General features: G+C 41.7%; 11 protein-coding genes. 8 read left to right on the top strand and 3 right to left on the bottom strand.

What is annotated here, in order from left to right:
• Positions 1–85 precede the first annotated feature (85 nt).
• Both NSQ72_RS14540 and NSQ72_RS14535 read left to right on the top strand, forming a co-directional pair.
• Complete coding sequence (locus NSQ72_RS14540; protein WP_024425962.1) at positions 86–1,414, top strand: Na+/H+ antiporter family protein; 1,329 nt, start codon at positions 86–88, stop codon at positions 1,412–1,414.
• Positions 1,415–1,573: 159 nt separating this feature from the next.
• Positions 1,574–2,350: a sporulation protein gene (locus tag NSQ72_RS14535; RefSeq protein WP_129192967.1), complete on the top strand. Its 777-nt coding sequence runs from the start codon at positions 1,574–1,576 to the stop codon at positions 2,348–2,350.
• A 39-nt stretch (positions 2,351–2,389) separates the two neighbouring features.
• On the opposite strand, the gene NSQ72_RS14530 is transcribed toward NSQ72_RS14535, so the two are convergent.
• From NSQ72_RS14530 to NSQ72_RS14520, 3 genes are all read right to left on the bottom strand, one after another.
• Positions 2,390–2,986 (bottom strand): biotin transporter BioY, encoded by a 597-nt coding sequence (locus NSQ72_RS14530; RefSeq protein WP_058838089.1) that lies wholly within the window; start codon positions 2,984–2,986, stop codon positions 2,390–2,392.
• A gap of 116 nt (positions 2,987–3,102) precedes the next feature.
• Positions 3,103–4,239, bottom strand: a complete 1,137-nt coding sequence (ald, locus tag NSQ72_RS14525) for an alanine dehydrogenase (RefSeq protein WP_064498094.1) — start codon at positions 4,237–4,239, stop codon at positions 3,103–3,105.
• A gap of 110 nt (positions 4,240–4,349) precedes the next feature.
• Positions 4,350–5,579: a PucR family transcriptional regulator gene (locus NSQ72_RS14520; RefSeq protein WP_341084376.1), complete on the bottom strand. Its 1,230-nt coding sequence runs from the start codon at positions 5,577–5,579 to the stop codon at positions 4,350–4,352.
• Between the two features lie 406 nt (positions 5,580–5,985).
• Here NSQ72_RS14520 and NSQ72_RS14515 point away from each other — a divergent pair, with 406 nt between their 5' ends.
• The 6 genes from NSQ72_RS14515 (at position 5,986) to essA (ending at position 15,838) form a co-directional block, all read left to right on the top strand.
• Positions 5,986–6,279: a WXG100 family type VII secretion target gene (locus tag NSQ72_RS14515; RefSeq protein ID WP_003213769.1), complete on the top strand. Its 294-nt coding sequence runs from the start codon at positions 5,986–5,988 to the stop codon at positions 6,277–6,279.
• A gap of 95 nt (positions 6,280–6,374) precedes the next feature.
• A complete protein-coding gene (locus NSQ72_RS14510; RefSeq protein ID WP_003213579.1) occupies positions 6,375–6,614 on the top strand; it encodes an EsaB/YukD family protein in 240 nt (79 codons plus the stop codon).
• A 14-nt stretch (positions 6,615–6,628) separates the two neighbouring features.
• On the top strand, positions 6,629–7,942 hold the full coding sequence (essB, locus tag NSQ72_RS14505; protein ID WP_268474715.1) for a type VII secretion protein EssB: 1,314 nt from the start codon (positions 6,629–6,631) through the stop codon (positions 7,940–7,942).
• Between the two features lie 51 nt (positions 7,943–7,993).
• Positions 7,994–12,469: a type VII secretion protein EssC gene (essC, locus tag NSQ72_RS14500; RefSeq protein ID WP_341084375.1), complete on the top strand. Its 4,476-nt coding sequence runs from the start codon at positions 7,994–7,996 to the stop codon at positions 12,467–12,469.
• Positions 12,466–15,363 (top strand): type VII secretion protein EsaA, encoded by a 2,898-nt coding sequence (gene esaA / locus NSQ72_RS14495; protein ID WP_341084374.1) that lies wholly within the window; start codon positions 12,466–12,468, stop codon positions 15,361–15,363. The genes essC and esaA overlap by 4 nt, the downstream gene beginning before the upstream one ends.
• Positions 15,353–15,838, top strand: a complete 486-nt coding sequence (gene essA / locus NSQ72_RS14490) for a type VII secretion protein EssA (protein ID WP_341040791.1) — start codon at positions 15,353–15,355, stop codon at positions 15,836–15,838. Before esaA ends, essA begins: the two co-directional genes overlap by 11 nt.
• Positions 15,839–15,840 lie beyond the last annotated feature (2 nt).

Genomic DNA, 15,840 nt, shown 5'->3' with positions numbered 1-15,840 from the left:
ACGAAGTTTTTTTTCTATGGTAACATACGTTGGTACTTTAATTATCTACTACATTAGTAAACTAAAGGATTTCGGGGGTTTCACCATGAATGCAGTTGTTTTAGCGGTTGTTTTAATGTTGATATTAAGCTTGCTGCGGGTCAATGTCGTGATTGCGCTAGCAATAGGCGCTTTAGCTGGCGGACTTGCAGGTGGATTAGGCTTGGGAGGAACAGTGGACGCCTTTACGGATGGACTCGGAGGAAATGCAACCGTGGCGATTAGTTATGCGTTATTAGGGGCATTTGCTGCGGCGCTGACGAAAACAGGTCTTCCAGATGCCATGGTTGAAGGAGCAGTGAAGCTTCTAGGAAAAGAAGGCGATTCAAGACGGAAAACACTATCAAAAGTGCTCATCGTTCTTGTCATTTTGATCGTGTCCTGTTTTTCACAGAACGTCGTTCCTGTTCACATTGCCTTTATCCCAGTCCTCATTCCGCCGTTATTAAAGGTGTTTAACGAGCTTCAGATTGACCGCAGACTGCTAGCGTGTGTCATTACCTTCGGACTCACTGCACCATATATATTACTTCCAGTCGGTTTTGGACAGATTTTCCACGGAATGCTTCGTGACAATATGAAGGAAGCGGGTCTGACCGTAAACCTTGCAGATATTCCGTATGCGATGCTGATTCCTGTAGCAGGAATGGTTCTTGGCTTGATTGTTTCCATTTTTGTATATCGAAAGCCGAAGGTATATGAGAATCGTGAAATTACAGATGTAGAGAAATCGGCTTATACGAAAAAAAGCTTATTCTTTGCCGGTCTTGCTATTCTCGTTTCGTTGATTGTCCAGCTTTATCTATCGCAAAGCCTTGGTGTGGAAGGAATGATCTTCGGTGCACTCGCAGGACTGCTTGTCTTGTTTGTGACTGGAATGATGAAACGCGATGAAGCAGATGAACTCATTACATCTGGAATGAATATGATGGCATTTATCGGTTTTGTTATGCTTGTTGCCGCTGGGTTTGCCAACGTTTTAACAAAAACAGGAGACATTGAATCTCTTGTCAAAGCATCTTCCCAATTTATCGGCAACAGCCAGAGCCTTGCAGCGATTTTAATGCTGCTTGTCGGCCTGCTTGTGACAATGGGGATCGGATCATCATTTGCAACGATTCCGATTATTACAACCATCTTTGTTCCACTTTGCTTACACTTAGGATTTAGTCCAATGGCCACCATTGCCATTATTGGCTCTGCTGCGGCTGTTGGAGATGCAGGTTCACCTGCAAGTGACAGTACGCTTGGACCAACATCTGGATTGAATATGGATGGACAGCATCACCACATTTGGGGAACTTGTGTCCCGACTTTTATCTATTATAATATTCCGCTTGTTCTGTTCGGCTGGCTGGCGGCGATTATTCTGTAAAATGAAAAGCTTGTAGAGAAAACGATGATGTTTTTTCTATAAGCTTTTTTGTTGTTCGTAGATGAAAAAATAATTAGGACAAAAGTATGAATTAAATGAATCTTTCTTCCTCTATCTTACGTATATATGCTGATAAAAATGAAAAGGGGAAGATGGGATATGTCATTTTTTAAAAAGCTAGCGGCAAGTGCTGGGATTGGTGCAGCAAAAGTAGATACCATTTTAGAGAAAAACGCTTATTATCCAGGACAAGAAGTAAAGGGAACTGTCCATGTAAAGGGCGGGAAAATTGCTCAGGACATCCGCTATATCAATGTCAAGATTCAAACACAGTATGTGATTGTGAAAGATGATGAAGAGCAAAGAAAATATGCGAATATCTTTACTTTACGGGTGACGGATTCTTTTACCATCCAGCCTGGAGAAAAGCATGAATTTCCGTTTTCATTTATTCTTCCTATCGATACCCCGATGACGATCGGAAAAGTAGAAATTGCAGTAATGACAGACCTTGATATCCAAGGCGGAATCGATAAATCTGACTATGACCGCATTTTCGTTGAAGCACACCCTTGGGTGAGAAATGTACTGGAGGCCACTAGAAATCTTGGCTTCCACCTAAATGAAGCAGACTGTGAGCAAGCACCTTACTTTCAGCGGCGCCTGCCATTCGTCCAAGAATTCGAGTTCATTCCGACATCAGACTACTATCGCTATATGCTTGATGAGCTAGAGCTGATTTTTCTGATAGATGAAGGCGGCTTAGACATTGTTTTTGAAGTCGACCGCAGAGCAAGAGGCCTGAGAGGATGGCTCGAAGAGATGTATAATGAAGGAGAACAGCTTGCGCGCTACCGCTTCAGTCCATCAGATCTTGAAAATGTAGAAGTGCTTGAAGGAATGCTAGAACAAATCATAGATCAATACGCTGAGTAATGATGAAAAAAGAGCCTGAATGATGACAGGCTCTTTTTTCTATGATACAGCTTCTTGTTTTCGAAAGGATGTGGCTTTGGATACAGAGCGATAAATTTTAGGTGCCAGCATCGCAAGTAATATAGTCAATGCATAGTCTTTTACCATAAACCAGATCATAAAGAACCATGTGGTTTGATAGGAAATCGGTGCATTGAGCCATACATTTAATGCGAGGTATGTATAGGTCGTTCCAATCACATACATCACGGTCGTACCAGCAATGGCTGCAAGCAAAAATCGGCCAAAGCCAGGGCTTTTTCTTTTTTCCAGAATGAATCCGGCAAGCCAGGCAGCAGGGATGTATGATAATACAAAGCCGCCGCTTTTGCCTAAAATGACCCCAAAGCCCGCAGAGAACTGAGCAAATACTGGTGCACCAGCAATTCCAACCAAGGCATAGACAATCATAGCTAATGCCCCGAGCCGTCTGCCGAGTAAGAGACCGGCAAGCACACAAAAAAACGGCTGCATCGTAAGTGGAATTCCGCCGACCTGTAAAAACGGCACAATGGATGTAATATTGGCCCCGATAGCCATGAGTGCAGCAAACATTCCGACTAGCACAAAGTCAGCAGTTCGTGTCTTCTTTTGCATGATGTTTCCCCCTGTCTTATCTGTACAAATAGATTAAGGGGAAGAAGAAAATTTGTCAACTTTTTTTTATTTAAGGTTAACAATAAAACCCGCCCATCAAGAGGGCGGGGAGTAGATTAAGCTTCGGTCATAAAAGTGGCATCGATGGCTTTGCTGACAGGTACGTAATCATAGCCGAGATCACGAGCAACCGCTTCGTACGTGATATGTCCGTTCATGACATTGACACCTTCTGCGATGGCTTTGTTTTCTCTAATAGCTTTTGCAGCGCCTTTATTCGCAATTTGCAGTGCATATGGAACAGTGACATTCGTTAACGCAACAGTTGATGTCCGCGGAACCGCACCTGGCATGTTGGCGACAGCATAATGCAATATGCCGTGTTTTTCATAAGTAGGCTGGTCATGGGTTGTGATATGATCAATGGTTTCGACAATGCCGCCTTGATCAATCGCTACATCTACAATGACAGAACCAGGTTTCATTTGTTTCACCATTTCTTCTGTCACAAGTGTCGGTGCTTTGGCACCAGGAATCAGCACAGCACAAATGAGAAGATCTGCTTCACTGACTGAATCTGCAATGTTGACAGGGTTGGACATTAACGTTTTCATTTGATGGCCAAATTGGTCGTCCAGCTGACGCAGGCGTTCTGCATTTACATCAATCAGGGTGACATCTGCGCCAAGTCCGATTGCCATTTTCGCTGCGTTTGTTCCAACAACTCCGCCGCCAATAATGGTGACCTTTCCTCTTGATACCCCTGGTACACCTGCAAGTAAAATACCCTTTCCGCCTTTTGGCTTTTCTAAAAATTGTGCACCAATTTGAGCGGCCATTCTGCCTGCTACTTCAGACATAGGTGTGAGAAGAGGGAGTGATTTTCCGTCCGTTACGGTTTCATAAGCAATGGCTGTAACGCCTTTTTGTTTTAATGCTTCAGCCAAGGAGGGCTCTGCGGCTAGATGCAGGTACGTAAATAAGATGAGTCCTTCTCTGAAATAAGGATATTCCTCAGGTAATGGTTCTTTTACTTTCATGATCATATCAGAAGATGCCCATACATCTTTCGCCTGATCAAGAATCTCTGCACCAACAGATACATAATCGTCATCAGTGAATCCGCTTCCAAAACCAGCGTTTGTTTCAATTAAAATCTGATGTCCAGCTGAAAGCAATTGAGAAGCTGCTCCTGGTGTTAATGCCACTCGGTTTTCATTGTTCTTAATTTCTTTCGGAATGCCGATGATCATGTTTATTCCTCCTATGCTTATCTATTGATATTGTATGTCTAGTGTATCCTGAAAGTTTAGAAAATTCTTCGGTTGAAATAAAAAATAAAAAAACGCCTCTTTGTGAAATTTCACAAATGGACGTTTTTTAGCTTCATATCAAGGTATATGGTCATTTTCTCATTCATGTTTTTTAAATCAATTTCTGCGATGTCTGTAATCCGTTTTAATCGATAATTTAAGGTATTGATGTGGATATTTAATTGCTTTGCGGCAATATTGGCATTGCTGTCACAGTCAATAAACCGTTCAAGTGTTTCGACAAGGTTGGAATGATGCCTCAGGTCGTAATCCTCCAGCTTCGATAAAGAGTAACTGGAGTAAGAAGAGCCCTTTCGCTTCTCAGCAAGCACATCAAGGTATTGATAAATGCCTAGTTCAGAAAAGCTGTTTAAACGTTCTGTTTCAACTGGAAAGCGTTCTTTCGTTTTTAATACAGCCAGTGCTTCTTTATAGGAAGGCTGAATTTGAGAGATGTTATCGTAAATTCCTCCAATTGCTGCCTGAACATGCTGAATATGATACCGGTCCGCAAGCTGCTGCAGCATGCCGCTTGTGAATTGTTTAATATCTTGAAGCGGATGTTCTGTTTTTGGTGAGACAAGAATAATGAATTCGTGAAAATCAACAGTCGTTAACAATACCTGTACTTGCTGTGTTGTTTCAAGCAGATAGGACAGCTTTTTTTCTGTCTCCTCTGTGAGTTCGTCACGAAGACGGAAGATGATGATGGCATATGTGTCTGGACATCTGATGCCAAGTCTTAAAAAAAGGTCAAGCATCTCATCCTTTTCATGAATATGACCCGTGAGCATTTTCCAGAAAAGCTCCTGATTGCGTTCCTCTGTTTTCGTTTTTCGAATTTGTAAATTGAGTAATTTGTTTTTCACGGTATGTGCTGCCATTTTGAGAAGGTCCATTTCTTCTTCTGAAAATGGCTGCGTAGATTCAATCGCCCAAATAAATCCGAGCACTTCTTTGTCCTTCCAAATGGAAATGGCGACCCTGCTAGATAAACCCACCTCTGCAATTTGAGGGACACGAAGCGGTTCGTCTGTTTTAAGGAGTGTAGGAATGATGCCGTCCTTCCAAAGCCGATTGATGACTTTTTCTGGTACCCGGCGGGAGATAATGGTTGAAGTTCTGGCGGGATCAGTAAAATCATTGTGTGTGCTATATGCCAATAATCGATGATGAGTATCTTCTATAGTAATAGGGCAATTGAGCACATCACTTATTTGGTCTGCCACATCCTCTAAACGATCAAGACTATACTTAAACGGATCTGTCTTTTTTGTCATAAAAAACCCCTGCTTTTTCGAATATTTCACGTACTTACATTATGAAGAGAATGAGGTACGTAAATCAACAAAAAACTGCCATAAACTTAAAAAAACAAAAAGTGTGAGAAGCAAGCAAGTGGATGTTGAAGCACGATGAAAAAGAAATAGTACAATAATAACGTAGTAAAAAATCAATAGGCGGAAAGGTCCACCAAAGTCGGTGGATACTTATTAAGAATATATGACCAAAAAACTGTTAAATACTAGATAAAAAGCGAAAAACCAGTAATTCTATAGACTCATTTTGTAAAATAAAAACAGATTTGTTTGACTGTGTATCATTTCTGTTTTTATAATAATAACGTCAAAAAATAAGTGGATTAGCCCATTATATGGCGGCTATGCACGGGAGGTAATGAGGAATATGTCAGGAATTATTCGCGTAACCCCAGAAGAACTAAGAGCGACCGCTAAGCAATATGGTGTTGAAAGTCAAGAAGTGTTAAACCAAGTTGATCGTCTAAATAGAATGATCTCTGATTTAAAAGGAATGTGGGAAGGTGCTTCTAGTGAAGCATTTGCTGATCAATACGAACAGCTTAAGCCTTCATTTATCAAAATGTCTGATCTATTAACAGATGTCAGCAATCAGCTTGATCAAACGGCAAATACACTTGAAAGCACTGACCAAGACATCGCAAGCCAAATCCGCGGCTAATCAAGGGGATTTCCTTTCTAAGTGTGAAAAGCAGAAACAGCGCCGAGTCTGTCAATGGATGCCGGCGCTCTTTCTATTTTGTGAGGTGGAAATTTGTGTATATCGATATTACCATCGACTTAAAAAATTATGATGGCAGTGTGTTTGATTTGAGACTATCAAATTATTTACATATTAAACAAGTCATCCATATCGCCTGGCAGGCAAAACAAATCTCGCTTCCAAAGCGGGAAGGCGGATGGGTGCGAGTAGTCAATAAGAAAGCTGTGTTTTCAGGCGAATATAAGCTGTCAGACTGTGGAATTACCACAGGAGACAGGCTGGAAATACTATGAAAGGACTTTTGTAAATGGCAGATAAAAAGAGTTCCTATTTAGAAGAACAATTAGAAGCAGTCATGAAAAAAGAGGGAGGCACCTATACCTTTATTTTTCAAAAAGAGACAATTAAACTCTTAGACGGTTTAGAAGCGGCTCCGATCAAAGATATCAATCCTTCATTTCAGAAAGAGATTCAATTAACTGAAGATGAGGTTATCATTTCTATTCAACCGCCTCCTGCCTATCAGGAATTTCGTTTCATCCATGCAAAGGATGAAAAAAGCAAATGGATTTTTTCATACCAGCTTGTCGATGCAGTTCTTAAACACGACGTGAAGCGGCTGCATCCTATTGTTTCTCCTGAAAACATTGTTTTTCATCAAGGCTTAGCTCCTGCGTTTTTGCATTATGGAGTCAAAGAAAGCATCCCGCCATATGAAACTGATGAGCATCGCCTGTTAAAAGAGGTCAAGGCCGTCGTTCTTCGAGTGGTTGACCATGAATATCAATTTCAAGAATATGTGGCTTACAATGAAACGTTGAAATTATCTGAGCTGGCAAAAGAAATTAGTGAAACGAAGTCGCTGGAAGAATTGTCAGCTTTGATTGAGCAAAAGATCAAAGCAATCGATACGAAAGAAAAAACGCTATTAACCATCCCTAAAAAGAAATGGAAGATAGAGCGATACATCGGACTAGGTCTGCTTGTTCTGTTAATCCCTGCATTGGTGTACACCATTTACACCTTCTTTTTTGCCATGCCAAAACAAGAGGCATACGTCGAGGCAAACAAATATTATCTCAACAAGCAGTACAGTCAAGTGGTGGATACGTTAGAGAAGTATCCAGCCAATAAAATGCCAGTCTCTCTTCAATATGAACTGGCCATTTCGTATGTACAAACGAATCAAGGCAGCCTCTTACTTGATCAGCATAAAAAAGAAATCACAGAAACGTACACATTACAGACAGATCCGCAATACTTCCTATTCTGGATTCATATTGGACAAGGCAATAGCAAGGAAGCACTTGATATTGCACGGGTGCTTGGAGACGACAGGTACATATTCACGGCACTCGTCGCCTACCGCAATGAAATTCAAAACGATGACAGCCTTTCTGCTGAAGAAAAACAAAAACAACTGGATCCAATCATTAAAGAAATGGCGAAATATGAAGAAAAAGAAACAACCGAGACAAACACAAGTGACTCCTCGGGCGCAAGCCAAACAGATGAAACAGCTGAACAAAAAGAGCAGTCAAAAGCTGATCAAGAGAAAAAAGAGAAAGAATCTGAAGCGAAAAAGAAAACCTCTCAGACAAAAAAAGATGAGAAAAAATAATTCTTTCGATACAACTGACAGTTGGTGCTGTCCGATGAGGAGGTGGAGCGTTTGAGTCTTCTTTGGGTTTTTTATGAGGAGGATTATCAAACCGTCCGTTTAGATGAGCAGTTCAATCGAGAAGCTCTGATTGGACCTGAAATAGAGCATACGGTGACAATCCCTTCACTTTCATTTGATGAAGGGACAATTCGTTTATCTCCTGATGAACCGAATGATGGTTTTACTATTTATCAGGGGGATGAGAAGAAAGGCAAATTACTTCCACATGAACCATATCAGCTTGGTTCACTTACACTTATTTTAATGGATGCACATCATGATCAGCATATTTATTACCTAGGAAATAGAGTTGAGCTGTCTTTTTCACGTGAGGAGAAAGATGAGATTGATGTGTGGAAAGAACAAGCTCATTCCATGTTTCAAGAGGCCAGCCAGTTCACTTTAGAGAAAATCGAAGGAACATGGTATGTCATGCCTCAGGACGAGACGATTTACGTGAACGGAAAGAAAATCAACGGTCCAGAGAAGGTTTATGCCGGAGATGAGCTGTTCTGGAACTTTCTGACGGTGACATTTATAGATGATGATTTATTACAGGTGACAGCTTGCGAACCTTTTCAAACACGCTTGGAAAAAACAAGACCGCCAAGCACAGAAACAAAACAAAAATACCCTTCATACAGACGTACACCGCGTTTGATTTATGATTTACCAGATGACCGGGTATCCTTTAGCTTTCCTTCGCAGGAGAGTGAAAATAACAGCAGAGGGCTTTGGCTTGTTGTCCTTCCGCCGCTTGTCATGCTCCTTGTGATGGGGATTGTCGCCCTTATCCAGCCGCGCGGAATCTTTATTGTCGTGTCGATGGCGATGTTTATCATGACGTTAATTACATCGTCCGTTCAATACTTTAAAGAAAAATCACAGCGCAAAAGACGAGAAGAGAAGCGGCAGCGAGTCTATTCTCTTTATTTAGAAAATAAGCGGAAAGAGCTGCAAGAGCTGTATGACCGCCAGCAATATATTTTGACGTATCATTATCCGTCATTTGAACAAATGAAATATTTAACATCAGAAATCAGCGGCCGCATTTGGGAAAAGACGCTTGTGAGTGACGACTTCTTGCATCTGCGTCTTGGAACGGGCGCAGTTCCATCAAGCTATGAATTATCGATGAGCGGCGGCGATATGGCCAACCGGGATGTTGATGACTTAATGGAACAAACGCAGCACATGCAAAAAGTATATCGTGAAGTGAAGAATGTCCCGATTACATTCGGTCTTGCGGATGGTCCAACAGGATTAATTGGGAAGCCTGCGATTGTGAAAAATGAGCTTCATCAGCTTGTCGGGCAGCTTGCTTTCTCGCACAGCTATCACGATTTGAGATTTGTCTTTATCTTTCATGAGCAGGAGTATGAGAACTGGGAATGGATGAAATGGCTTCCGCACTTCCAGCTGCCTCATACATATGGCAAAGGGTTTATTTACAACGAACAAACACGCGATCAGCTGTTGTCCTCAATCTATGAAATTTTACGTGAGCGTGATTTAGAAGAAGAAAAAGAGAAGAAAATCTTTACGCCTCATTTTGTGTTCATCGTGACAAATCATGAGCTCATTGCCGAGCATGTGATTTTAGAATACTTAGAAGGCAGCCGGACAGATCTTGGCATTTCCATCATCTTTGCAGCAGAAACAAAGGAAAGTTTAGCTGAAAATATTTCGACGCTTGTCCGTTATATTAACGAAGAAGAAGGGGATATTCTCATTCAGCACAAGAAGGCAGTAAGAATTCCGTTTCAGCTTGATACACATCAGCGCGGGGACAATGAACTGTTTGCCAGAACCCTGAGAACATTAGATCATCAAGTGGGTATGACCAATTCGATTCCTGAGACGGTCTCATTCCTTGATCTTTTCCATGCCAAACAGGTAGATGACATTGGCATTCGTGAAAAATGGCTGACTTCAGAAACGGCCAAATCATTATCAGTGCCAATCGGTTATAAAGGGAAAAACGACATTGTCGATCTGAACCTGCATGAAAAAGCACACGGCCCGCACGGACTATTGGCGGGAACAACGGGATCAGGGAAAAGTGAATTTTTACAGACGTATATTTTATCGCTCGCTGTACATTTTCATCCGCACGAAGTTGCTTTCCTGTTGATTGACTACAAAGGAGGCGGAATGGCGCAGCCGTTCCGAAATATTCCTCATTTACTTGGAACGATCACCAATATTGAAGGCAGCAAGAACTTTAGTGAAAGAGCGCTTGCCTCAATTAAAAGTGAATTGAAGAAAAGACAGCGGCTGTTTGATCAGTATCATGTGAATCACATCAATGATTATACGAAGCTCTACAAGGAGAAAAAGGCTGAGCAGGCAATGCCTCACTTGTTCTTAATCTCTGATGAGTTTGCTGAATTAAAAAGTGAAGAGCCAGACTTTATTAGGGAGCTTGTCAGTGCTGCACGTATCGGCCGAAGCCTCGGGGTCCATCTGATCTTAGCTACCCAAAAGCCAGGCGGGGTCATTGATGACCAGATTTGGAGTAACTCCCGCTTTAAGGTCGCACTAAAAGTGCAAGATGCGTCAGATAGTAAGGAAATTTTGAAAAATAGTGATGCAGCGTCCATTACCGTTACAGGCCGAGGCTATTTACAAGTGGGCAACAATGAAATTTATGAATTGTTCCAATCAGCTTGGAGCGGTGCACCATATATGGAAGATGGCTACGGGTCAGAAGATGATATTGCCATTGTGACAGATACCGGTCTTATTCCGTTATCAGGAGTAAGCACAGAGCCAGCAGTGAAAAAAGAGACAGTGACGGAAATTTCTGCTGTTGTGGATGAAATTGAACGTATGCAGCAAGAGCTTGGAATTGAGAAGCTGCCAAGTCCATGGCTTCCACCGCTTGAAGAGCGGATCCCTAAAACACGTTATGCGTCGAGTGAAGAGCATGTCTTCCATTTTGCGCTTGTCGATGAACCAGATCAGCAAAGCCAGCATCCACTTTCTTATCAAATGATGGAAGATGGGAACATTGGCATCTTTGGTTCCTCCGGCTACGGCAAATCACTTGCTGCTACAACACTATTGATGAGCTTTGCGGAGAGGTATTCACCTGAAGAATGGCACGCATATATTTATGATTTCGGAAACGGAACATTGCTTCCGTTAGCCAAACTGCCACATACGGCGGATTATTTCTTAATGGATCAGATGAGAAAGATTCAAAAATCAATGAAGCGTCTGCGGGAAGAGGTTGAATATCGCAAGCGGTTATTCAGACAGCAAGAAATGAGTCATATCAAAATGTACAATGCCTTAAATGAGAAAAAGCTTCCGTTCATTTTTATCGTGATTGATAACTTTGACATTGTCAAAGACGAAATGCATGACCTCGAATCTGAATTTATTCAGCTGAGCCGTGACGGACAATCACTAGGTATTTATTTCTTGATTACGGCGACTCGGGTAAATGCAGTGCGTCAATCGTTGATGAACAATTTGAAAACTAAGATTGTCCATTACTTAATGGATCAAGGAGAGGCGTACTCGATTATTGGCAGACCGAAATTCAGTTTAGAGCCGATCCCAGGACGAGTGATTATCAACAAAGAAGAGCTTTATTTTGCGCAAATGTTTCTGCCAGTGGAAGGAGAGAACGATCTCGAATTGTTTGAGCATCTGAAACAAGAGATACAGCTTCTTCATGACCGCTTTGAAGCAGCCGAAAAACCAAAGCCTGTGCCAATGCTTCCTGATAAGCTGACAGTTTGGGAGCTTGAGAGTCGTTTAGATGAACAAAAACCGCCTTATGACATTCCAGTCGGATTAGATGAGGAATCTGTGGCACCTGTTTATTTTGACTTGAAAAAGAATAAACATTGCCTCATCATCGGTCAAACGCAGCGCGGGAAAACAAATGTGACAAAACTAATGCTTGATCAGCTTTTAGTGGCAAAGCCTGAAAAACTGGCTGTCTTTGATTCAATTGATCGAGGTCTATCCCATTATGCAAAAGAAGAGAACATTGATTACCTTGAAACAAAGGATGATATCACGGAATGGGCAGAAGAAATGGACCGCTTATTCAAGGTGCGAGAAGAGATGTATGTCGAAGCTGTACGCCGAGGGGAGACCGATCAGCTGTCATTTCCTCAAATTGTGCTTGTGATTGATGGCATTACGCGTTTTCAGCAGACGATCGATCCGCGTCTTCAAGATCAATTGGCTGATTTCATGAAGTCATATGCGCACTTAGGCTTCAGCCTGATTGCATCAGGGAATCATACCGAGTTCAGCAAGGGCTATGATGCACTCACAAACGAAATCAAACAAGTTCGTCATGCCATGTTACTCATGAAAAAATCAGAGCAAAACATCATACCGCTTCCGTATGCAAGACAAGAACCAGACATTCAGCCAGGCTTCGGCTATTTGGTTGAAAACGGGAAAGAGAAGAAAATCCAGGTTCCTTTATGTGCGGTAGAAAGGAAGAGTGTTCAATGACAGAGCAGCAAAAAAGCTCCATCAAAATCATATCCACCATGATATTAATTCTTGTGCTGCCGGTTTTATTTTTCCACCTGATTGGAGATGATCCGGCAAAACAGAAGAAGAATGCCACACGAAATATTGCGGTGGTCAATGAGGATATGGGGGCGAGTGAAAGTGAAAACACGGCTCGTTTCGGACAGGATGTTGTGGCAGCATTGTCAGAGCGTCCTGATTATACATGGACTGTAGTGAATCGCAGCGCGGCGGAAAATGGACTGAAAAACAGAAAGTATGACGCTGTCCTTTATATTCCGTCTGACTTCTCTAAAAATGTGCTGAGCTATGATAAAGACCATCCGGAAAAGGCATCCATTCAATTTTCGATTCAAGATCAGCTCAATGCAGTCAATAAAGAGAAAGTGCAAAGAGAGCTGGAAAATGCGCAAAAGAAAATGAATGAACAGATGTCAACGCTATACTGGAGTTTTGTATCACAGGAAATTGGCAATGTGAGAGAAGAGTTTGAGCATATTGTCGGCAAAGAAGTCGAATTCCAAAATACGATGTACAACTTCTATAAACCGAACTCGAACAAATTATCAGATGCCGTACAGCAGCAGAAGAAACAAATAGAAGAATTAAAAAATGCAATGGCCGATTCACAGAAACAATATAAAGACGGCTTGAGTACAACAGAAGAAGCAAAGAACCAGTTAAAGGACTTTGTGAAAGTAGTCGATCAATACCAGCAGTATCAAGACAAACAAAAGGATCTCTTGATCAAAGCGCAATCAACAAACCAAAAGCAAATTCAGCAAGGGCTTAAGCAGCTCGCTGACATTCAAAACCAAAATGCCCGCAGCTTTAGTGATCAAATGGGCGGACTCAAAACAGACATCAACGGGGTACAAAGTCAGCTGAAAACAACTGACAGCGCTATCCAATCTGTTCAAAAGTCGAGAGAAGAGGCTATTCCTAAGCAATCAACGGGATTAACGGAACTTGTGAAAGCGTCTCAGGAAGAACTGATTAAAAAGTATGAAGAGCGTTACTTAGAAGATTATCGAAATAAAATATCAGCCCTGCAGACAAAGCTATTAGCAAAAAGGCAAGAGTTAATGGACGAGCCGGAACCGCCAGTTGATTCTGATGATGACGGGCCATCAGACCAAGATAATGAAAACCCAGAAGAGATTGGGATTAACTTAGATGAAGAAACAAATGAACTCTCACAAATTTCAATAGAGATGAACGAACTCGCGGATCAATTAGGAGAACCGGAAACACCGCCTTCGACTGAAGATGGGGAACAAGGTGAAAGCGGTGAAAATCCTGCTCAGCCAGATACTAGCAGTAAGAATTCATCGCAGGATGACCTAAAAGCACTCTCAACTCGCTTAGATGAAGTGAAAAAGAAAATTCAAGAAAAAGCTGCTGCTCATAATGACGAATTGAAAGATAAAGTGAGTCAAATGAGTAAAGAGCTTGAGAGTCTGACGAAAAAAGTAGATAAACTTGAAAAGATGATTCTATCGTTACAAGATCGATATAATGTCATTCCAAATGAAATCAAAAATCAGGAATCATCCATTGTCAGCAAAGTAAAAGAGCTGAAGCGCAGAAATTCACCGATTAGTAATGTCTTTAGCGATAATCTTTTTGAGAAAAAATTTGAAACGAAATCAACAAGAACTAAAAAATTAATGGACTATTCAAATCAACTCTCTCAGCTAGAGCTGATGATCGCAAATGTCTATCAACCATCTAATAACTCTTCTCTATATGACACAAAAGGAGAAGAAATCCAGTCCATCCTCTCCATCAAAAAAGAAGAAACAGAAAACTGGGATAAGCTCAAAAACCAGATGCTGACATCAAACGATGATGTGTCTACTTTTATTGATGAGATGCAGAAGTTTTCAGATGGTTATGCAGAGTACATCACGACTCAGCAGGCAAGCATGGAACAGGAATTACAGACAATTGCTGAAAGTGCGGACAATGTAGCTGAGCAAATGGCTGATCAAGGAGATGCGGTATATACAGCAGACCTTGCAGGCAGTTCAATTGTTGTCAGTGCACAGGATTCAATTGGTCAGGAAGTGCTTCGTCTTTCTGAAAATATGAGTTCGTTAACCGACCGCCAAAAAGGGGTGGCGGATTATACGAATAACATTGAAGAGAGTGTCACAACAGTACAAGAAAAAGCAGATACGCTGAATGAAAACTGGAGCAAGAATGTCGACTCTACAAAACTTGTTCAGCAAGATTTAAAGGGTATTTTAGGAAATACATTAAGTGATCAAGGCAACAGCAACTATGTGTATAACCATTTAGCCAATCCGCTGAAAATCAGCGGCGATGTGCCGGAAGAAAAAACGCAGACTGTACCGCCGGTCGTCATTTTGGTCATTGTGATGATCAGCAGTTTGTTAATTGGCTTTTTCAGCTCGTATTATGCGTCAGCTCCGATGCTGGTCAAAGGTGCACTGTTTGGCATCTTGAATCTATTAGTCGGACTCATGATCAGTTTGTTTGGACTGAACATTTACAAACTTGCAGATGATCAAGCCATTCAATGGTCGATCTTCACCATTTTGTTATTAGTGGCGTGCTCTGCCTTTATTCGCACGGCCTTCCTTTTCGGTTCCATTGCCGGATGGATGGCAGCAACGGCGCTTATTTTCTTCTTTGTCGCACCGTTAATTGATTTGGTGATGCCGAATTTCCACTTTACCAATCCAGTGACAGACGTGTACCTGTCGATCCAATATGGAAATGGAGACACCTTTGGAATGGGCGTCACAGGGTTAGTGATTTTAACTGTCCTTTTCATGGTCGTACCGCTTGTGAAAAAGCTATGGAAAGATAAAACAGAGGAACGTGATGTGACTCATGAAGCTTAATCTATTCGTGAAAGGGGCGGCACTCGCTGCCGTTTCCCTTTTTCTGCTCATCCCTGCCGCTTTTGCTGCTGGTGAAGATACGGATACGAATGTCAAGCCGAATGAATATCAGGAAAAGGAGCTCAATATTAACTCGAGTATATTGAGGGATCAAACGAAATATGAACAAAGTAAAACAACGTCAAAGGTCAAAACAGACATTCATTTTGCTGAACCGCCTAAAGCCCCGGGTGGATCTCTTTCTCCGCAGCTTTTCAGTGATCTAAAAGAGAACCCACCCAAAACACCAGCTCACATGATGAAAGAGAAGAATATCTCTTTTAGTGATTCGGCTGTATCAGCACCTTCTGAGGATGAACATGAGAAGCAGACATCAGCACTGCTTCCGATTATCTTTGGTTTCTTGATAGCCCTTGGTCTCGTCGTGATGATTATCCTGATTCCAAAGGTGAATGCGAAGGCTGAAAAGAAATAGTC

The sequence above is a fragment of the Bacillus sp. FSL R5-0659 genome (assembly GCF_038008785.1).
In the GTDB taxonomy this organism is placed as follows: Bacteria; Bacillota; Bacilli; order Bacillales; family Bacillaceae; genus Bacillus; species Bacillus safensis.
The sequence above is the reverse complement of the archived record's forward strand: the minus strand, read 5'-3'. Positions and strand labels throughout refer to the sequence as shown.